The sequence below is a fragment of the Streptococcus sp. IsoGale021 genome, from assembly GCF_031142795.1.
Lineage (GTDB): Bacteria > Bacillota > Bacilli > Lactobacillales > Streptococcaceae > Streptococcus > Streptococcus hominis.
This window is the reverse complement of the sequence record NZ_JAKZJH010000001.1, coordinates 141,505-159,853: the sequence shown is the minus strand read 5'-3', so window position 1 is coordinate 159,853 and position 18,349 is coordinate 141,505. Positions and strand designations below refer to the sequence as shown.

General features: G+C 40.8%; 22 protein-coding genes. 20 read left to right on the top strand and 2 right to left on the bottom strand.

The genetic code is table 11. The features are described 5' to 3' along the window. Positions 1-5 precede the first annotated feature (5 nt). Positions 6-557, top strand: a complete 552-nt coding sequence (locus tag RG565_RS00855; RefSeq protein WP_247936853.1) for a hypothetical protein — start codon at positions 6-8, stop codon at positions 555-557. Positions 558-750: 193 nt separating this feature from the next. On the opposite strand, the gene RG565_RS00850 is transcribed toward RG565_RS00855, so the two are convergent. Beyond that, positions 751-1,287, bottom strand: a complete 537-nt coding sequence (locus RG565_RS00850) for a histidine phosphatase family protein (protein WP_247936852.1) — start codon at positions 1,285-1,287, stop codon at positions 751-753. Between the two features lie 152 nt (positions 1,288-1,439). On the opposite strand from RG565_RS00850, the gene RG565_RS00845 reads away from it, so the two are divergent. The 6 genes from RG565_RS00845 to RG565_RS00815 all read left to right on the top strand — a co-directional run bounded on the left by RG565_RS00845 (position 1,440) and on the right by RG565_RS00815 (position 9,361). After that, positions 1,440-3,536: an SSURE domain-containing protein gene (locus RG565_RS00845; protein ID WP_247936851.1), complete on the top strand. Its 2,097-nt coding sequence runs from the start codon at positions 1,440-1,442 to the stop codon at positions 3,534-3,536. Between the two features lie 97 nt (positions 3,537-3,633). Then, entirely contained in the window at positions 3,634-4,320 is a 687-nt protein-coding gene (locus RG565_RS00840) for a response regulator transcription factor (protein ID WP_221739136.1), read from the top strand. 1 nt (position 4,321) lies between these two features. Next, positions 4,322-5,353 (top strand): cell wall metabolism sensor histidine kinase WalK, encoded by a 1,032-nt coding sequence (locus tag RG565_RS00835; RefSeq protein ID WP_247936850.1) that lies wholly within the window; start codon positions 4,322-4,324, stop codon positions 5,351-5,353. Between the two features lie 297 nt (positions 5,354-5,650). Then, the gene (gene polA / locus RG565_RS00825; protein ID WP_247936849.1) at positions 5,651-8,296 is read left to right on the top strand and encodes a DNA polymerase I; all 2,646 of its coding nucleotides are present in this window, start codon (positions 5,651-5,653) and stop codon (positions 8,294-8,296) included. A 132-nt stretch (positions 8,297-8,428) separates the two neighbouring features. Then, complete coding sequence (locus RG565_RS00820) at positions 8,429-8,866, top strand: CoA-binding protein (RefSeq protein WP_037619291.1); 438 nt, start codon at positions 8,429-8,431, stop codon at positions 8,864-8,866. Next, positions 8,867-9,361: a kinase gene (locus RG565_RS00815; protein ID WP_247936848.1), complete on the top strand. Its 495-nt coding sequence runs from the start codon at positions 8,867-8,869 to the stop codon at positions 9,359-9,361. It begins immediately after the preceding gene. A gap of 256 nt (positions 9,362-9,617) precedes the next feature. Here the strand turns inward: RG565_RS00815 and RG565_RS00810 are convergent, their stop codons facing one another. Continuing rightward, positions 9,618-10,463: a DUF975 family protein gene (locus tag RG565_RS00810; RefSeq protein ID WP_247936847.1), complete on the bottom strand. Its 846-nt coding sequence runs from the start codon at positions 10,461-10,463 to the stop codon at positions 9,618-9,620. 178 nt (positions 10,464-10,641) lie between these two features. Between RG565_RS00810 and tgt the strand changes: the two genes are divergently transcribed. The 13 genes from tgt to rpmC all read left to right on the top strand — a co-directional run bounded on the left by tgt (position 10,642) and on the right by rpmC (position 18,342). Next, positions 10,642-11,784 (top strand): tRNA guanosine(34) transglycosylase Tgt, encoded by a 1,143-nt coding sequence (gene tgt, locus RG565_RS00805; RefSeq protein WP_059221600.1) that lies wholly within the window; start codon positions 10,642-10,644, stop codon positions 11,782-11,784. Continuing rightward, a complete protein-coding gene (locus RG565_RS00800) occupies positions 11,785-12,420 on the top strand; it encodes a uridine kinase (RefSeq protein ID WP_247936846.1) in 636 nt (211 codons plus the stop codon). It abuts the gene before it with no gap. Positions 12,421-12,605: 185 nt separating this feature from the next. Further along, on the top strand, positions 12,606-13,070 hold the full coding sequence (locus RG565_RS00795) for an aromatic acid exporter family protein (protein ID WP_247936845.1): 465 nt from the start codon (positions 12,606-12,608) through the stop codon (positions 13,068-13,070). A gap of 312 nt (positions 13,071-13,382) precedes the next feature. Next, a complete protein-coding gene (gene rpsJ / locus RG565_RS00790) occupies positions 13,383-13,691 on the top strand; it encodes a 30S ribosomal protein S10 (protein ID WP_002894478.1) in 309 nt (102 codons plus the stop codon). A 206-nt stretch (positions 13,692-13,897) separates the two neighbouring features. Further along, positions 13,898-14,524, top strand: coding sequence for a 50S ribosomal protein L3 (gene rplC / locus RG565_RS00785; protein WP_003026558.1), 627 nt, complete (start codon positions 13,898-13,900; stop codon positions 14,522-14,524). 24 nt (positions 14,525-14,548) lie between these two features. Next, positions 14,549-15,172, top strand: a complete 624-nt coding sequence (gene rplD / locus RG565_RS00780) for a 50S ribosomal protein L4 (protein WP_037598474.1) — start codon at positions 14,549-14,551, stop codon at positions 15,170-15,172. Then, a complete protein-coding gene (locus RG565_RS00775; protein WP_247936844.1) occupies positions 15,172-15,468 on the top strand; it encodes a 50S ribosomal protein L23 in 297 nt (98 codons plus the stop codon). The genes rplD and RG565_RS00775 overlap by 1 nt, the downstream gene beginning before the upstream one ends. Before the next feature lie 17 nt (positions 15,469-15,485). Continuing rightward, entirely contained in the window at positions 15,486-16,319 is an 834-nt protein-coding gene (gene rplB / locus RG565_RS00770; protein WP_003031126.1) for a 50S ribosomal protein L2, read from the top strand. 86 nt (positions 16,320-16,405) lie between these two features. Then, positions 16,406-16,684: a 30S ribosomal protein S19 gene (gene rpsS / locus RG565_RS00765; RefSeq protein WP_000533765.1), complete on the top strand. Its 279-nt coding sequence runs from the start codon at positions 16,406-16,408 to the stop codon at positions 16,682-16,684. A 14-nt stretch (positions 16,685-16,698) separates the two neighbouring features. Next, positions 16,699-17,043 (top strand): 50S ribosomal protein L22, encoded by a 345-nt coding sequence (rplV, locus tag RG565_RS00760; RefSeq protein WP_003026550.1) that lies wholly within the window; start codon positions 16,699-16,701, stop codon positions 17,041-17,043. 12 nt (positions 17,044-17,055) lie between these two features. Further along, on the top strand, positions 17,056-17,709 hold the full coding sequence (gene rpsC, locus RG565_RS00755) for a 30S ribosomal protein S3 (protein WP_003029478.1): 654 nt from the start codon (positions 17,056-17,058) through the stop codon (positions 17,707-17,709). Between the two features lie 3 nt (positions 17,710-17,712). Further along, complete coding sequence (gene rplP / locus RG565_RS00750; protein ID WP_003029477.1) at positions 17,713-18,126, top strand: 50S ribosomal protein L16; 414 nt, start codon at positions 17,713-17,715, stop codon at positions 18,124-18,126. A 9-nt stretch (positions 18,127-18,135) separates the two neighbouring features. After that, complete coding sequence (rpmC, locus tag RG565_RS00745; RefSeq protein WP_003029476.1) at positions 18,136-18,342, top strand: 50S ribosomal protein L29; 207 nt, start codon at positions 18,136-18,138, stop codon at positions 18,340-18,342. Positions 18,343-18,349 lie beyond the last annotated feature (7 nt).

Genomic DNA, 18,349 nt, shown 5'->3' with positions numbered 1-18,349 from the left:
AGTATATGGAACGTGTGTGGAAGTTGCTGAGAGTTCGTGTGATTTCAGTATTGACTTTAGTGGTAACTTCTGTGAGTTTGTCTCGTATGTTGGCATTTTTGTTCAAACGTAGTTTTCGGCATGAGATACGGCATGCGTTTTCAGTCTTTATCTTATATCCAACTTTGTTTTTCTTCTTGCCGATTGTCTTTTTCTATATTTTTCCGACGGATTCAACGGATTCTCCGATAGGGAGTTATCTTCTCGTCCGGAAAACAGAACATGAAACAATTTATTATTCAACGTCATCTTTGAAGATATTTGAAGGAAGGAAAATGTTGTATCGGAAACGATTGTTGTATTTGGTAGATAGTTGGGTGGTTAAGCAAGGAGTTCATTATTTATGTTATCGGTTGGTGGAGACAGGGGATTTTTATTACTTTATCTGGCAACCTCATACGAACTTATTACGATTAAATGGTGAGTCACCGCAAGACTTTATTCGAGACAGAACCAAGGCTTACATTCGGAACTTATCCAAAAATTCAGTTACGAGTTTTTGGGGGGAGCGGTTTTGAGAATCAGGAGCAGACCAAAGGAGAGCAAGAACCATTTTTATGGAAGAAACGAACGCGAAAGAAACTATATAAGAGCTTGAGGTGATTGGAAAATCATTTGTCAAATAAAAATTCCTAAACTAAATAGGAATAGTTTAGAAGTTTCACTAGTGAAAAAATCATTTGTGACTGATAGATAAAGTTAATTCAAATCTTACTGCAAGTATACTTTTTCATCTTTTAATATCAAAATAGCGGGCATGGACAGTTGTTTCCAAAAATCATAATGGATTTGTCCATCAAAATAGCTGAGCAGGATACAAATCAGATTGCCGTGAGAACTGATGATGATGTGTTCATCTTGGTGATTTTCTTCTAATTCTTGTAGAAATGATAGAGCTCGATTTTGAGCTATGAGATTTGATTCGCCGCTCGGAAGAGAACTGTCAGGATTTTGCCAAAGTTGCTTGAGTGTAGTTTCAAATGTTTGGTCGGAAACCGGCTGACTGCTTAGCTTTCTTTCTATCAATCGCTTATCCAGTTGAATCGGAAGTCCAAAAGTTAGTGCCAAAGGCTCAATCGTTTCAATTGCTCGTTGGTAAGGACTAGAATAAATAGCAGAGATTGGCTTATTCTCTAATATTTTTAATTGTGAGAGGGAAGCGAGTCCCTTTTGTGACAAAGGGCGTGTCCATTCGTTAGGTGTATAGGTTGAGTGTGCGTGACGGACAAAATAATAGGTGTTGTTCATGTAATCTAGTATATCACAACATGTGAAAATTCTATAAATAAGCAAGAAATAATGCTTATTTAAGAAAAACTTTAACTTTGTCTTACGGATAGTTAATAAGAGCTTGGTAAACTTTAATCAACCATTAAAAATAAATCAAAGGAGTAAATAATATGGTTGACAAAAATCATCGTCCAGACAATCAAAGATATACAAGATGGTCAATCCGTCGGTTAAGTGTAGGTGTTGCTTCCGTAGTTGTGGCAAGTGGATTCTTTATTCTTATTAGTAATCCGGTAAATGCCCAAGTTGGTACGCAAAACAAGGTGGTCACGACAACCCCGTCAAATAGTCCAACAGAATCTGGGAAATCCATACTTGATTCGAAAGTAGGGCAAACAGAAAGCTCGTCAGCTGAAAAGAAAGAAACACCAAGTACAACAAAAACCTCACAAGACTTGTCTGGCAAAACAACTCAAACACCAGATAAAAAGGTGCAAGAAAAACAAGAAGTTACAAAAGAAAGCAAGGTTGGCAAAACGATTGCAGAGGCTGCTAAGGAAATTCAAAAAGCAACAGAAACGGTTGTAAAAGAAGCAACTCCAAAAGGGCAAGAAGATCCATCTCTCGCTCAAGCCAAACAATCCGTTTCTGACAATATCAAGGGCAGTACAGATGTACCAGCTTCCTTCTTACAAAACGCTAACCACCCTGGTCCCTTTACAGCAGGCGTGAATGAAGTCATTCCGTACGAACTCTTCGGTGGTGATGGTATGTTAACCCGTCTCTTGTTGAAATCTTCAAATGGCGCCCCATGGTCAGATAATGGCACGGCAAAACACGCTGGCTTACTACCTTTTGCCAACATTCCAAAAGGTAAATATTTCTATCAAGTGTCACTCAATGGTAAGGCAGCCGGCAAACAAGGCAAAGCGCTCTTGGATCAATTGAAAGCCAACGGTACGCACAGCTATACCGCAACCGTCACAGTTTACGGTGCAACTAAGGATGGTAAAGCAGACCTGAACAATGTTGTCGCAACACGTCAAGTAAATCTGAATTTGAATGGTCAAAAAGCGCAAGAAGATCCATCTCTTGCTCAAGCTAAGCAATCTATAGCGGATAATATCAAGGGCAGTACAGATGTTCCGGCTTCTTTCCTAGCCAACGCGAACCACCCTGGTCCCTTTACGGCAGGCGTGAACGAAGTCATTCCGTACGAACTCTTCGGTGGTGACGGTATGTTAACACGTCTCCTGTTGAAATCTTCCGACGGGGCACCCTGGTCAGATAATGGCACGGCAAACCATGCCGGCTTACTACCCTTTGCCAATATTCCAAAAGGCAAATATTTCTATCAAGTGTCACTCAATGGTAAGGCAGCCGGCAAACAAGGTAAAGCTCTCTTGAATCAACTGAAAGCGAATGGCACACACAGCTATACCGCAACGGTAACGGTTTATGGTGCAACCAAAGATGGTAAAGCAGACTTGAACAATGTCATCGCAACACGTCAAGTGAACTTGAATCTGAACGGCACTACGACTGCTGACCAAGTGAAAAAATCCGTAGCAGATAACATCAAAGATAAAATTGATGTTCCTGCAAGTTATTTAACAAATGCAGTCTATCCAGGACCATTTACAGCTGGTGTCAACCAAGTCATTCCGTACGAGCTCTTCGGTGGTGACGGTATGTTAACCCGTCTCTTGTTGAAATCCTCAAATGGCGCACCGTGGTCAGATAATGGTAAAGCAAACCATGCAGGTCTCCTACCACTTGCAGGTCTAGGCAAAGGCCAATATTTCTATCAAGTTTCATTAGATGGCAATGTGGCGGGTAAGCAAGATAAAGCTTTGTTAGAACAATTGAAAGCTAATGGAACGCATTCTTATAAAGCAACAGTCACAGTTTATGGTGCAACTAAAGACGGTAAAGCAGACTTGAACAATGTCATTGCGACGAAATCTGTGACGATTAACCTAAAAGGTGAAAAGAAAGCGGACTCTAATGGGCAATCCCAACAAGGTCAAAATGGTCAGGCACAAAACCAAGGTAAAAAAGCAGATCATGACGGAAGCAAACATTCAAATAAAGGCGGCACACCTTCTGCAACAACTTCAAAAGGTGGACAAGCTAGGGCAAGTAAAAAATCGCTTCCTAATACAGGTCAAAAATCCTCTCTTGGTTTAACAGTTTTAGGACTTCTTGGCCTAAGTGCAGCAGCTATTTTAGCACTTGTTGGCATGAAACGCAGAGAAAAGAAGTAATTCTCGCATTTGTGAGCAATAACGCTTGAATCAAGTATAGAAATAGTGTTATACTTTTTCGTGGTATAACACTATTTTTCACAATAGAGGTAAGAAAATGACGAAGAGAATTTTGTTAGTAGATGATGAAGTAGAGATTACCGAGATTAACAAGCGTTATTTAACACAGGCAGGTTATGAAGTCAATGTGGCGCATGATGGACAAGAAGCTTTAGAGTTGTTTCAGAAATATTCAATTGATTTGATAATTACAGATATTATGATGCCTAATATGGATGGCTATGATCTGATTGGGGAAGTACAATATCTTGCTCCAGACCAACCTTTCCTTTTTATCACTGCTAAAACATCTGAACCGGATAAAATTTATTCCCTCAGTATGGGTGCGGATGATTTTATTACCAAGCCTTTTAGTCCGCGGGAATTGGTTTTACGGGTCAATAATATCCTACGTCGCATTCACCGTAGTGCGGGAGCAGATGAAAAACTCCAACTAGGAGATTTAGAGATAAATTATGAAACACGCAAAGTGACAGTTCACGGACAACCATTGATAATGACCCTTAAATCTTTTGAGTTGCTATGGATTTTGGCCAGCAATCCTCAGCGGGTCTTTTCTAAGACAGAATTGTATGAGAAAGTCTGGCAAGAAGATTTTGTAGATGATACAAATACGTTGAATGTTCACATTCATGCCTTGCGGCAAGATTTAGCAAAATACAGTACAGAAAAAACACCCACGATTAAGACCGTCTGGGGCTTAGGGTATAAGATAGAGGTTTAAAATGAAATTAAAACACTTTATTATTGTGGGATACCTCATTTCCACAACGATCACGGTTGTTGCAATCATCTGGTCTGTCAACACCATGCTGATTTCAAAAAGTGATATTTATTTTATTATTGGTATTAGCATTCTGGCTAGTATTACAGGGGCATTGGTTAGCCTTTTGCTGTTGAGTCGTGTCTTTCTCTCTTTGGATAAATTAAAACAGCTCATCAAAGGTATTTCAGATAAGAAGTTTGAAACGGTCAATACAATTAAAAATCCAACAGAATTTAAAGAATTAGCAGATGCTTTTAATGAAATGTCTACTGATTTGCAAAACACATTTGCCTCTTTAGAAGAAAGTGAAAAAGAAAAAGGCTTGATGATTGCTCAGCTCTCACACGATATTAAAACGCCTTTAACATCCATTCAGGCAACTGTCGAAGGAATGTTGGATGGTGTGATTGCGGCAGATGAGCAGCAGTATTATCTCAAAACCATCAGTCGGCAGACCGATCGGTTGAATAAGCTGGTCGAGGAGCTAAGTTTTATCACTTTGAATACGATGAATCAGCCAGATGTACCGCTTGAAAAAGAAGAGATTTTCCTTGATAAGCTCTTGATTGATATTATGTCGGAGTTCCAATTGGTGATTGCTAAAGAAGACCGAGATATTCAGATTTCGGTGCAGCCAGAATCAGCCAAAATCGTGAGTCATTATGATAAGCTGTCACGGATTATTCTCAATCTGGTCAGCAATGCTTTTAAGTATTCAGAAGCAGGCACTAAGCTTACTATTGATGCGGCGGTTGACAATAAGCGCTTGACTTTAACGGTGGCAGATGAAGGTCAGGGCATTAAGTCAGAGGATTTGGAGAAAATATTTAAACGACTTTATCGGGTAGAATCTTCTCGCAATATGAAAACTGGCGGGCACGGTCTAGGGCTCTATATTGCACGTGAATTGGCACGCCAATTGGGTGGTGATATTTTCGTGCAAAGTGAGTATGGACAAGGTAGCAGTTTTTCGCTTGTATTAGATTTATAAAATGAAAGTGAGATAGACTAGAAAAATGAACATTTCGGGTTATCTCATTCTTTATTTTTATTAGTTAGTTTGCAGTCTTTGAAAAATCCGATATTTCCTACTGTATGGCGCATGCTCCGAAGGCCGTCCAAGAAGCAGCTACGTATGTAGTGGATTACTTTGCAGATGCAGTGAAACATTTGGAGAAGTTGTTGTATCAAAATAGTATAAAGGCTTAAGAAAATTTTCTTAGGCTTTTTGTGTGCTGCCATTATCCTTAATCAAAAAATTTTTTTGGTTTCATGTTATAATAAACCTATGGAAAACAAGAATAAATTACTGTTGATTGACGGTTCGTCCGTCGCTTTTCGTGCTTTTTTTGCACTGTATAATCAAATTGACCGATTCAAGAGTCCGTCTGGGCTTCACACCAATGCCATTTACGGCTTCCATCTTATGCTGAATCACTTGATAGAACGTGTACAGCCAACTCATATCTTGGTGGCTTTTGATGCGGGAAAGACTACCTTTCGGACAGAGATGTATGCTGATTACAAGGGTGGTCGGGCTAAAACGCCAGAGGAATTTCGTGAGCAGCTGCCTTTTATTCGCGAAATGCTAGATAAGCTGGGTATTTGCTATTATGATTTGGATCAGTATGAGGCAGATGACATTATCGGTACTTTGGATAAAATGGCTGAAAACACGGCTGTTTCCTACGATGTGACAATCGTGAGTGGAGACAAGGATTTGATCCAGCTGGCCGATGATAATACTATTGTGGAAATTTCTAAAAAAGGTGTGGCTGAGTTCGAGAAATTCACACCAGCCTACCTCATGGAAAAAATGGGAATTACACCCACACAATTTATTGACCTTAAGGCTCTTATGGGCGATTCCTCAGACAATATCCCTGGAGTGACTAAAATCGGTGAGAAAACGGGACTCAAGCTTCTTTTGGAATATGGCTCTCTGGAAGGTATTTATAACAACATTGACCAAATGAAGCAGTCTAAGATGAAGGAAAATCTTATCAATGACAAGGACATTGCTTTCTTATCTAGAACACTTGCAACCATTGATACCCAAGCCCCAATCGAAATTGGTTTGGAAGATATTCTCTATCAAGGTCCGAATATCAAACAATTAAGCAGATTTTACGATGAAATGGGCTTTAAGCAATTTAAGCAAGCGCTAGAAACAGAAGCAGAGCCAGAAGAGGAGACTGACATTGCTTTTGAGGAAGTGACGGAAGTCCGTCCAGAAATGCTCAGTAAAGATGATTTTTTCTATTTTGAAATGTTGGGTGACAATTACCACATTGACGAGATGGTGGGCTTTGCTTGGGGGAATGCACGGCAGATTTATGCCAGTCAGGACATCAGTCTCTTGCAACAACCAGCTTTCAAAGAATTTTTGGAAAACACAGCCCTCAAGGTTTATGATTTTAAACGCTCCAAGGTCTTGCTCAGTCGCTTAGGCATTGAGCTTTCGCGACCTGCATTTGATAGCCGTTTAGCTAAGTACCTTCTTTCAACCGTTGATAACAATGAAATCGCAACAATTGCTAGTCTTTATGGCAAGACCAAACTCGCCGAAGATGAGGCGGTTTATGGGAAAGGCGCTAAGCGGGCACTGCCTGAAAAAGCTATTTTACTGAGTCATTTAGCCAGAAAAGTCACAGTTCTCATTGAAACGGAAAAGCCTATGACAGACTTGCTATGTCGGCATGACCAACTCAATCTACTGTACGAAATGGAGCAACCTTTAGCCTTTGTGCTGGCTAAAATGGAGATTGCTGGTATCAAAGTAGAACGCGAAACATTGCAAACTATGCAGGCTGAAAATGAGAGAATTCTGACTCGGCTAACTCAGGAAATCTATGAGCTTGCTGGTGAGGAGTTTAACATTAATTCGCCTAAACAGTTGGGGGGTATTCTCTTTGAAAAACTAGGTTTGCCAACGTCTTTTACTAAGAAAACCAAAACGGGCTACTCTACGGCAGTAGATGTATTGGAACGTTTGGCACCAATCGCACCAATTGTGGAGAAGATTTTGGACTATCGGCAAATTGCTAAGATTCAGTCGACTTATGTCATGGGATTGCAGGACTGGATTCTAGCGGACGGAAAGATTCATACTCGCTATCTTCAAGATTTGACTCAGACAGGACGCCTATCAAGTGTTGACCCTAATCTGCAAAATATCCCAATCCGCCTAGAGCAAGGGCGCTTGATTCGGAAGGCTTTTGTGCCAGAGTGGGAGAACAGTGTCTTACTTAGCTCCGATTATTCGCAAATTGAGTTGCGGGTTTTGGCGCATATTTCAGGTGATGAGCATTTGATTGAGGCTTTCAGACACGGGGCAGATATTCACACTTCAACAGCCATGCGGGTTTTTGGTATTGAAAAGCCAGAAGATGTGACACCAAATGACCGCCGCAATGCCAAAGCTGTTAACTTTGGTGTTGTTTACGGAATTTCTGACTTTGGACTTGCCAACAATCTGGGTATTAGTCGTAAGGAAGCGAAGTCCTATATTGATACTTATTTTGAGCGCTATCCGGGTATCAAGGCCTATATGGAAAATGTAGTGCGAGAAGCAAGAGACAAGGGCTATGTAGAAACTCTCTTTCACCGTCGTCGGGAGATCCCGGATATCAATTCTCGTAACTTCAATGTCCGAGGATTTGCGGAACGGACAGCTATCAATTCACCGATTCAAGGCTCAGCCGCAGACATTCTTAAAATTGCAATGATTCGACTGGACCAAGCTCTGATAGATGGGAATTTTAAAACCAGAATGTTGCTGCAAGTTCATGATGAAATTGTGCTGGAAGTACCTGAAAACGAACTGACCGCTATTAAAACGCTGGTCAAAGACATCATGGAATCTGCCATTGAACTTGTTGTACCCTTGAAAGCGGACGAAAGTGCTGGCAAGACCTGGTATGAAGCCAAATAAAAGCAAGGTGCTAAGTTCATAAGGACAGCGAGAAGTTCTTGCGTCGTTTGGCTTCTTAGTGTTTATAGCTGTGTTTCGGATTCAAAAGGATCAGCATGACTCACAATACATAAAAATTACGGAGAAAATTTTATGACCTATCATTTCAAAAATCCCAGCGACGGGGTTATCAAACAGTATTTAAAAAACAGTAAGACGATTGCAGTGGTTGGTTTGTCAGATCGTAAAGAGGCAACCAGCCACCGTGTATCCAAGGAGATGCAAGAACGGGGCTATCGGATTGTTCCGGTCAATCCGCGAGCAGCCGGCGGGAAAATTCTAGGCGAAACCGTCTATGCCAGTCTCAAGGACATTCCTTTCTCGGTGGATATTGTTGATGTCTACCGTCGCAGCGAATTCCTGCCAGATGTGGCGCGTGATTTTCTGCAAGCGAATGCTAAGATTTTCTGGGCACAATTAGACTTGGAAAATGAAGAAGCCGAGCAAATCCTTCGTGCAGCTGGACACGATGATATTGTCATGAACCGCTGTATCAAGCGGGAGCATACCCGTCTGATTTTAGGAGAGTAAATGACAACGTTGGTGATTATCAGAGGCAATTCTGGTTCAGGAAAAACAAGTCTGGCAAAAAAATTGCAAGAGTATTATGGACGAAGGACGCTTGTCATCTCTCAAGATGTCTTTCGGCGTGACATGCTGAAAGAAAAAGTCGAGCCGGACAATCTGTCAATTTCTTTGACAGAAACGATCGCCCGCTATGGCTATGAGCGAGATTTGTTGGTTATCATTGAAGGTTTTTATGAAACAGATATTTATGGGCAAATGCTAGAAAAATTGCATACTCTCTTTTATCCAAAAGTTCTATCTTACTATTATGATTTAACATTTGAAGAGACAGTTCGCCGTCACCAAACGAGAAACAAGAAAGCAGACTTTAGTCCAGCTGATATGAAACGTTGGTGGAAAGAATGTGATTTCTTGGGTTGGGAGGAAGCGATATTTACAGATCAGGTTTCGCTGGAAGATGCTTTTCAAAAAATTTCTAAAAATATCAATTTGTTCTAAAAATTAAGGTTGATTTAAGCTAACTTGGTTATACTATGTTTATCAAATGAAGACCTCCTAACTTTATTTGATAGAAATCCTAAACTTTTTCATAATAATCTCCCTAATAAAAGTCACCCATTGGTGGCTTTTTTCATGTAAAGTTTGCAATATGACACTTGAGCTGAATCACTTTACGAAAAATGGATACAACTCAAAAGACCTGAACAGTTCGTTCAAGTCTTTTGTTGGATTGCCAATTGTTTCATGCAAGAAATTAATAAAAAATTGGAGTCTGATCTTGTTCCTTTAGCACAGCTTCATAGAAAAGAGTTTGAGCTGTATAAACGTAGGGATAGACATAAATAGATGCGATCCCCAAAGTAATAGCAGTTAGCAAGTACCAGCCAATAAAACTTAAATCAAGTACAAATCGCTTGCCTTTATATCCTTTCATCATCTGGCGGCTTGTACGAATAATTTTAAAGGCGCTCTCATAGCTCTGGTTTTCTAATGTGTCACAAAGAATAAATTCTACTTGCGAATAAGCGTAATATTGAGGAAGTGCAATAATAATACCGATTACCATCAAAATAAAACCGATGAGAATATAAAGTAACAATGTCCCAACAGTTGTCTGAAGTGCAGTATTTTGTGAGAGAGTTTGAGAATTGGGGAGGAGTTTTATGACACTAAAACTAGCCAGAATCATCATGCCGCTTCCAATCCAGACGAAAATATTCCACAGAAATAGTAATACACGTTTGAGCAAAAGTGTCATGAAAACAGGACCAATTACTTTACTATCAAAAGTTCGTATAGAATCTGCAAAGTGTACTTCTTGCCGTTTTCCACGAATGACTTCCAGTAAGGTCCAAAAGGCAGCAGTTAAAAAGAAAGATACTATAAAACTAATCGCTACTGGGAACAATGAGCGATTGATCCCGTGAACAACCGTATTTTGGATACCATATTGTAAGATATTATTGGACAAGGTGTCTGAAGAATAATTGTAAACAACGGAAACAATCGCAGTCACAATTGGTACTAAAAAGAGTGCATAGATTCCCTTGGCTTGGCGTTGGATACGACGAGCTTCTGCTCGCAATTCACTTAAGTTCATATTTGCCTCCTATATTGAAAAATATTATATCATATTCTTTTAAGAGAAAGAAAAGTTTTTATCTACTTTATCTTTCTTCCTTTTTTTGATAAAATCATACAGGATGTTGTGAGTCAAATGAACTCACACACTGTAAAATGAAGGTCTGGGACTGTTTTTCCCAGTATCGGAGGTAAAAATGTCAGATTCACCGATTCAATATCGTTTGATTAAAAAAGAGAAGCACACAGGTGCTCGTTTGGGAGAAATTATCACGCCGCATGGCATTTTTCCAACTCCCATGTTTATGCCCGTAGGAACTCAGGCAACTGTAAAAACGCAGTCTCCAGAGGAACTCAAAGAAATGGGTTCAGGGATTATTTTATCTAATACCTACCATCTCTGGTTGCGGCCGGGTGATGAGCTGATTGCGCATGCTGGTGGGCTTCATAAATTTATGAACTGGGATCAGGCTATTCTGACAGACAGCGGTGGTTTTCAGGTGTATTCTCTGGCAGACAGCCGCAACATCACCGAAGAAGGGGTGACTTTCAAGAATCATCTGAACGGCGCAAAAATGTTTCTCTCCCCAGAAAAGGCCATTTCTATTCAAAACAATCTAGGCAGTGACATCATGATGTCTTTTGATGAATGCCCGCAGTTCTATCAACCGTACGATTATGTGAAAAAGTCCATTGAGCGGACTAGCCGCTGGGCAGAGCGTGGACTCAAAGCACATCGCCGTCCGCATGACCAGGGTCTCTTTGGGATTGTGCAGGGTGCTGGTTTTGAAGATTTGCGTCGCCAGTCAGCTCAGGATTTGGTCAGCATGGATTTTCCAGGCTATTCCATTGGTGGACTAGCTGTGGGTGAATCTCATGAAGAGATGAATGCCGTATTGGACTTCACAACTCCGATGCTGCCTGAAAACAAGCCTCGCTACCTCATGGGAGTTGGAGCGCCAGACAGCCTGATTGACGGGGTAATACGTGGTGTGGATATGTTTGACTGCGTGCTGCCGACACGAATTGCCAGAAATGGCACTTGTATGACCAGTGAAGGGCGTTTGGTCGTGAAAAATGCTCAATTTGCAGAGGATTTCACACCGCTAGATCATAACTGTGATTGCTACACCTGCAAAAACTATACGCGCGCGTATCTTCGGCATTTGCTTAAGGCTGATGAAACCTTTGGACTCCGTCTGACCAGCTATCACAATCTCTATTTCCTCATCAATCTGATGAAAAATGTCCGCCAAGCCATTCTAGATGACAATTTGCTTGAATTTCGTGAAGATTTCATCGAGCGCTATGGTTACAATCATTCAAAGAGGAATTTCTAGATGAATCACGGTGAGAAGTCGTTAGTAGAAGTAGTCAAGAATTATTTGCTGGATGGGAAAAAACATACGCTTGCGATTTACGGACACGGTGCTTCTGGAAAATCTACTTTTGCCAAACGTTTAGTAGAAAGTCTGGGGCGAGAGCGAGTTAATCTGCTTGTAGCTGATCCTTATATAATAGACGGGGAATATCGTGACTTGCTGGCGGTTAAAGACTTTCCTGAGCAAAAAGTGACAGCCTGTCTTCCAGTGGCTCATGAATTGAAGAGCTTGGAACGTGATATAAGAGCCTTGCAATCTGGCTGTGATATAGTGACGATTGATCAGCCTTGGGAACCAAGTCAACGACTTTCAGTGGAAAAATCAATTCTAATTGTGGAAGGCATGTCAGTTGCTTTTCTGCCGAAAGAGTTGTTTGATTTGTCCATTTGTTTTTACACCGATGCAGCGACGGAATTAGAGCGCCGCTTGTCCCGTGATGTAGCCGTACGTAATCGGCAGCCTGAGTGGATTGAGAGAACGCACCAAGCACGTCGTGAGCAATATGAGCGTTATTATAGACCTTATCACGACCTTGCAGATATATTGATTTGTCAATCGGGAAATACTTTTAAAGTTAAAAAATCTCTATTTTAAAAGATAAAGTTACGTTAAGCTAGTTTTAAGGTTGAAAAGTTATTCTATATTTATCCTAAAACTTTTCTTTTTCATAATCTCCCAAATGCCACTACATTATGTTAGTGGTGTTTTTGTTTAGAAAATGCTCTTTGCGATTGATTGGTTTAGTGTTACAATTAGAACAAATAATCAAGGAGATAAAAATGAAATTAAATTCACTCGATTTTAAAATCGTTGTCTCAGTTATGTTTTGTATTGTGAGTGCCTGGCTCATTCCTTTTTTAGGTATTTTATCAGCTTCTTTTTCGACTTTGCTGTGTGTACAGGAAGAGGGTCTGACCAGCAAAAAGAGTGGATATTATCGGATTTTAGCAACTTTGATAGGTGGTCTAGCGGCTGTTCTTTTGATTTGCTGTTATCATTTCATCCCAAGTAAGATAACATTGTTCTGTCTGTTAATGTTAGCTATTCTTGGAACTCTATATGTTAGCAAATCGGTTGCCTTACCTCCTTTCTTAGCGAGAATTGCAGTTTTAACATTACTGATTGTTGCGATTATGGGAAAAGGAGACTTGCTCTACGTAGCAAATAGACTGTTATCCACTATCTACGGAGCGATTGTTGCTTGGGGTGTTTCAATAGTACCAATAAAGCAAGACAAAAAATAATATTCAATACTCATTATTTAGAAAATATGAACAAGAGAAATTAGTAAGTCTTCTCTTGTTTTTTATCCTTCGCCGAGCTAAATTCGTTTTTTGCCTTGTAAAGTCTCTTTTTGTCAAAGAAATCTCAAAAAAATTATCAAATCCCTTGCAATCAGTGAATCTTTGTGTTATTCTATTATGGTGCTGTGAAAAAACAGTCTGTAGCTTTGATGCAAGAGGTTGCGACACGCTCGGTTGCATTGCCACGCAATGGCGTCTCGGTTTTCTTGTGGAGCTAGCCTATTATCTTAAATAGACGAAAAGGAGAACAAGATGGCAAACAAAAAAATCCGTATCCGTTTGAAAGCGTACGAACACCGTACGCTTGATACAGCGGCTGCAAAAATCGTAGAAACTGCTACTCGTACAGGTGCAGAAGTTGCAGGACCAATCCCGCTTCCAACTGAGCGTAGCCTCTACACAATCATTCGTGCGACTCATAAATACAAAGATTCTCGCGAACAATTTGAAATGCGTACACACAAACGCTTGATTGACATCATCAACCCAACTCAAAAAACAGTTGATGCTTTGATGAAGTTGGATCTTCCAAGTGGTGTGAACGTGGAAATCAAACTTTAATCAGATGCAAGATAAAAGTATTCGGATTTAACTGAATACGGGCTAAGAGCTCTGCAAAAAAGATAAACTTCCTAGTGTTTGTCGAACACTGCGTCAGTTTCCTATTTTTGCCAGACTCTCTTAACGCCCTTAATATCTTAATCTTGAGCATAAAAAACGCTCGTTAAAAACTTTTTGAAAAAATATAGAAAAGGAAACATTTTCTCATGACAAAAGGAATCTTAGGGAAAAAAGTGGGAATGACTCAAATCTTCACTGAAGCTGGCGAATTGATCCCTGTAACTGTTGTTGAAGCAACACCAAACGTGGTTCTTCAAGTAAAAACAGTTGAAACAGATGGTTATAACGCTGTTCAAGTCGGTTTTGACGATCTTCGTGATGTATTGAGCAACAAACCTGCTAAAGGACATGTAGCGAAAGCTAACACGGCTCCTAAGCGCTTCATTCGTGAATTCAAAAACATTGAAGGCTTAGAGGTCGGTGCAGAAATCACAGTGGATACATTCGAAGCTGGCGATGTTGTTGATGTAACAGGAACTTCAAAAGGTAAAGGTTTCCAAGGTGTTATCAAACGCCACGGCCAATCACGTGGTCCAATGGCTCACGGTTCTCGTTATCACCGTCGTCCTGGTTCTATGGGACCAGTTGCGCCTAACCGTGTTTTCAAAAACAAACACTTGGCAGGACGCATGGGTGGCAACCGTGTAACGATTCAAAACCTTGAAATCGCACAAGTTGTTCCAGAGAAAAACGTTATCCTCATCAAAGGTAACGTGCCTGGTGCTAAGAAATCTCTTATCACTATCAAGTCAGCAGTTAAAGCTGGTAAATAATAAAGAAAGGGGAAATCAGTCACAATGGCAAACGTAAAATTATTTGACCAAACTGGTAAAGAAGCTGGTGAAGTAGTTCTTAACGATGCAGTATTTGGTATTGAGCCAAATGAATCAGTTGTATTTGATGTTGTTATCAGTCAACGTGCAAGCCTTCGTCAAGGAACTCACGCTGTTAAAAACCGCTCTGCAGTATCAGGTGGCGGACGCAAACCATGGCGTCAAAAAGGAACTGGACGTGCGCGTCAAGGTTCTATCCGCTCTCCACAATGGCGTGGTGGTGGTACCGTATTTGGTCCAACTCCTCGTTCATACGCCTACAAACTTCCACAAAAAGTTCGTAGATTGGCACTTAAATCAGTTTATTCTGAAAAAGTTGCTGAGGACAAATTCGTAGCTGTAGACAGCCTTTCATTTACAGCTCCAAAGACTGCTGAGTTTGCGAAAGTACTTGCTGCACTTAGCATTGATTCAAAAGTACTTGTAATTCTTGAAGAAGGAAACGAATTTGCTGCACTTTCAGCACGTAACCTTCCAAATGTGAAAGTTGCAACAGCAACAACTGCAAGTGTTCTTGATATCGTAAATAGCGACAAACTTCTTGTTACTAAAGAAGCTATCTCTACAATCGAGGAGGTTCTTGCATAATGAATTTGTATGACGTAATCAAAAAGCCTATCATCACAGAAAGCACAATGGCTCTTCTTGAAGAAGGCAAATACGTATTTGAAGTGGACACTCGCGCTCATAAACTTTTGATTAAACAAGCGGTTGAAGCTGCTTTTTACGGAGTGAAGGTTGCAAATGTGAACACGATCAATGTAAAACCAAAAGCAAAACGTGTAGGGCGTTATACTGGTTTTACAAACAAAACTAAAAAAGCTATCATCACTCTTACAGCTGATTCAAAAGCAATCGAGTTGTTCGGTGCTGAAGCAGAATAATCTAAGGAGGAAATATCGTGGGAATCAGAGTTTATAAACCAACTACAAATGGTCGCCGTAATATGACTTCTTTGGATTTCGCTGAAATCACAACGAGCACTCCAGAAAAAACTTTGCTTGTTTCTTTGAACAACAAAGCTGGTCGTAACAACAACGGTCGTATCACTGTTCGTCACCAAGGTGGTGGACACAAACGCCATTACCGTTTGATTGACTTCAAACGTAACAAAGACGGTGTTGAAGCAGTTGTTAAAACAATTGAATACGATCCAAATCGTTCAGCAAACATCGCTCTTGTACATTACACTGACGGTGTGAAAGCTTATATCATCGCTCCTAAAGGTCTTGAAGTTGGTCAACGCCTCGTTTCTGGACCAGAAGCGGATATTAAAGTCGGAAATGCTCTTCCACTTGCTAATATCCCGGTTGGTACATTGATTCATAATATTGAATTGAAACCAGGACATGGTGGTGAATTAGTACGTGCTGCTGGAGCTTCTGCTCAAGTGCTCGGTCAAGAAGGCAAATATGTTCTTGTTCGTTTGCAATCAGGCGAAGTTCGCATGATTCTTGGAACTTGCCGTGCAACTGTCGGTGTTGTTGGAAATGAACAACATGGATTGGTTAACCTTGGTAAGGCTGGACGTAGCCGTTGGAAAGGCATCCGCCCAACAGTCCGCGGTTCTGTAATGAACCCGAACGATCACCCACACGGTGGTGGTGAAGGTAAAGCACCAGTTGGTCGTAAAGCACCATCTACTCCATGGGGCAAACCTGCTCTTGGACTTAAAACTCGTAACAAGAAAGCGAAATCCGACAAACTTATCGTTCGTCGTCGCAACGAGAAATAATCTAAAACAATCTATCCGCCAGCTCGGTAGCGCTGATTGTCAGTGCAAGCCGTTGTGGTACATATTTTAAAGGAGAAAACATAAAAATGGGACGCAGTCTTAAAAAAGGACCTTTCGTCGATGAGCATTTGATGAAAAAAGTTGAAGCTCAAGCCAACGACGAAAAGAAAAAAGTCATCAAAACTTGGTCACGTCGTTCAACGATTTTCCCAAGTTTCATCGGATATACAATTGCAGTTTATGATGGACGTAAACATGTTCCTGTTTACATCCAAGAAGACATGGTAGGGCACAAGCTTGGTGAATTTGCACCAACTCGTACTTACAAAGGTCACGCTGCTGACGACAAGAAAACACGTAGATAAGAGAGGAGAAAAACATGGCAGAAATTACTTCAGCTAAAGCAATGGCTCGTACAGTGCGCGTTTCACCTCGTAAATCTCGTCTAGTTCTTGACAATATCCGCGGGAAAGACGTCGCTGACGCAATCGCAATCTTGAAATTCACACCAAACAAAGCTGCTGGCATTATCGAAAAAGTGTTGAACTCAGCAATCGCTAATGCAGAAAACAACTTTGGTTTGGAAAAAGCAAACTTGGTAGTATCTGAAGCTTACGCAAACGAAGGACCAACAATGAAACGTTTCCGTCCACGTGCAAAAGGTTCAGCTTCACCAATCAACAAACGCACTAGCCACATCACAGTGGTCGTTGCAGAAAAATAAGGAGGTAAAATCGTGGGTCAAAAAGTACATCCAATAGGTATGCGTGTCGGTATCATCCGTGACTGGGATGCCAAATGGTATGCTGAAAAAGAATACGCGGATTACCTTCATGAAGATCTTGCAATCCGTAAATTCGTTCAAAAAGAATTAGCTGACGCAGCTGTTTCAACTATTGAAATCGAACGCGCAGTAAATAAAGTAAACGTTTCTCTTCACACTGCTAAACCAGGTATGGTTATCGGTAAAGGTGGAGCAAACGTTGATGCACTTCGTGCAAAGCTTAACAAATTGACTAGTAAACAAGTCCACATCAACATCATTGAAATCAAATCACCAGATTTGGATGCTCATCTTGTTGGTGAAGGAATTGCTCGCCAATTAGAACAACGTGTTGCTTTCCGTCGTGCTCAAAAACAAGCAATCCAACGTACCATGCGTGCGGGAGCTAAAGGAATTAAAACTCAAGTATCTGGCCGCTTGAACGGTGCTGATATCGCTCGTAGTGAAGGGTATTCTGAAGGAACTGTTCCGCTTCATACGCTTCGTGCAGATATTGATTACGCTTGGGAAGAAGCAGATACTACTTACGGTAAACTTGGTGTTAAAGTCTGGATTTACCGCGGAGAAGTTCTTCCAGCTCGTAAAAACACTAAAGGAGGTAAATAACCAATGTTAGTACCTAAACGTGTTAAACACCGTCGCGAATTTCGTGGTAAAATGCGCGGTGAAGCTAAAGGTGGTAAAGAAGTAGCATTTGGAGAATATGGTCTTCAAGCGACTACTAGCCATTGGATCACAAACCGCCAAATCGAAGCTGCTCGTATCGCTATGACGCGTTACATGAAACGTGGTGGTAAAGTTTGGATTAAAATCTTCCCACACAAATCATACACTGCCAAAGCTATCGGGGTTCGTATGGGATCTGGGAAAGGTGCTCCAGAAGGTTGGGTTGCGCCAGTTAAACGTGGTAAAGTGATGTTTGAAATCGCTGGTGTGCCTGAGGAAGTTGCTCGTGAAGCGCTTCGTCTTGCAAGCCACAAATTACCAGTTAAAACAAAATTCGTGAAACGTGAAGCTGAATAAGGAGAAGGCATGAAACTTAATGAAGTAAAAGAATTTGTTAAAGAACTTCGTGGTCTTTCTCAAGAAGAACTCGCGAAGCGTGAAAGAGAATTGAAGAAAGAATTGTTTGATCTTCGTTTCCAAGCAGCAACAGGTCAATTAGAACAAACTGCACGCTTGAAAGAAGTGAAAAAGCAAATCGCTCGTATCAAAACTGTTCAATCAGAAATGAAATAATAGACTT

What these genes read in the sequence shown, in the direction of transcription:
- RG565_RS00855 (WP_247936853.1), top strand. Translation starts at nt 6, where the DNA reads ATGGAACGTGTGTGGAAGTTGCTGAGAGTTCGTGTGATTTCAGTATTG.
- RG565_RS00850 (WP_247936852.1), bottom strand. Translation starts at nt 1,287, where the DNA reads ATGAACAACACCTATTATTTTGTCCGTCACGCACACTCAACCTATACA.
- RG565_RS00845 (WP_247936851.1), top strand. Translation starts at nt 1,440, where the DNA reads ATGGTTGACAAAAATCATCGTCCAGACAATCAAAGATATACAAGATGG.
- RG565_RS00840 (WP_221739136.1), top strand. Translation starts at nt 3,634, where the DNA reads ATGACGAAGAGAATTTTGTTAGTAGATGATGAAGTAGAGATTACCGAG.
- RG565_RS00835 (WP_247936850.1), top strand. Translation starts at nt 4,322, where the DNA reads ATGAAATTAAAACACTTTATTATTGTGGGATACCTCATTTCCACAACG.
- polA (WP_247936849.1), top strand. Translation starts at nt 5,651, where the DNA reads ATGGAAAACAAGAATAAATTACTGTTGATTGACGGTTCGTCCGTCGCT.
- RG565_RS00820 (WP_037619291.1), top strand. Translation starts at nt 8,429, where the DNA reads ATGACCTATCATTTCAAAAATCCCAGCGACGGGGTTATCAAACAGTAT.
- RG565_RS00815 (WP_247936848.1), top strand. Translation starts at nt 8,867, where the DNA reads ATGACAACGTTGGTGATTATCAGAGGCAATTCTGGTTCAGGAAAAACA.
- RG565_RS00810 (WP_247936847.1), bottom strand. Translation starts at nt 10,463, where the DNA reads ATGAACTTAAGTGAATTGCGAGCAGAAGCTCGTCGTATCCAACGCCAA.
- tgt (WP_059221600.1), top strand. Translation starts at nt 10,642, where the DNA reads ATGTCAGATTCACCGATTCAATATCGTTTGATTAAAAAAGAGAAGCAC.
- RG565_RS00800 (WP_247936846.1), top strand. Translation starts at nt 11,785, where the DNA reads ATGAATCACGGTGAGAAGTCGTTAGTAGAAGTAGTCAAGAATTATTTG.
- RG565_RS00795 (WP_247936845.1), top strand. Translation starts at nt 12,606, where the DNA reads ATGAAATTAAATTCACTCGATTTTAAAATCGTTGTCTCAGTTATGTTT.
- rpsJ (WP_002894478.1), top strand. Translation starts at nt 13,383, where the DNA reads ATGGCAAACAAAAAAATCCGTATCCGTTTGAAAGCGTACGAACACCGT.
- rplC (WP_003026558.1), top strand. Translation starts at nt 13,898, where the DNA reads ATGACAAAAGGAATCTTAGGGAAAAAAGTGGGAATGACTCAAATCTTC.
- rplD (WP_037598474.1), top strand. Translation starts at nt 14,549, where the DNA reads ATGGCAAACGTAAAATTATTTGACCAAACTGGTAAAGAAGCTGGTGAA.
- RG565_RS00775 (WP_247936844.1), top strand. Translation starts at nt 15,172, where the DNA reads ATGAATTTGTATGACGTAATCAAAAAGCCTATCATCACAGAAAGCACA.
- rpsS (WP_000533765.1), top strand. Translation starts at nt 16,406, where the DNA reads ATGGGACGCAGTCTTAAAAAAGGACCTTTCGTCGATGAGCATTTGATG.
- rplV (WP_003026550.1), top strand. Translation starts at nt 16,699, where the DNA reads ATGGCAGAAATTACTTCAGCTAAAGCAATGGCTCGTACAGTGCGCGTT.
- rplP (WP_003029477.1), top strand. Translation starts at nt 17,713, where the DNA reads ATGTTAGTACCTAAACGTGTTAAACACCGTCGCGAATTTCGTGGTAAA.
- rpmC (WP_003029476.1), top strand. Translation starts at nt 18,136, where the DNA reads ATGAAACTTAATGAAGTAAAAGAATTTGTTAAAGAACTTCGTGGTCTT.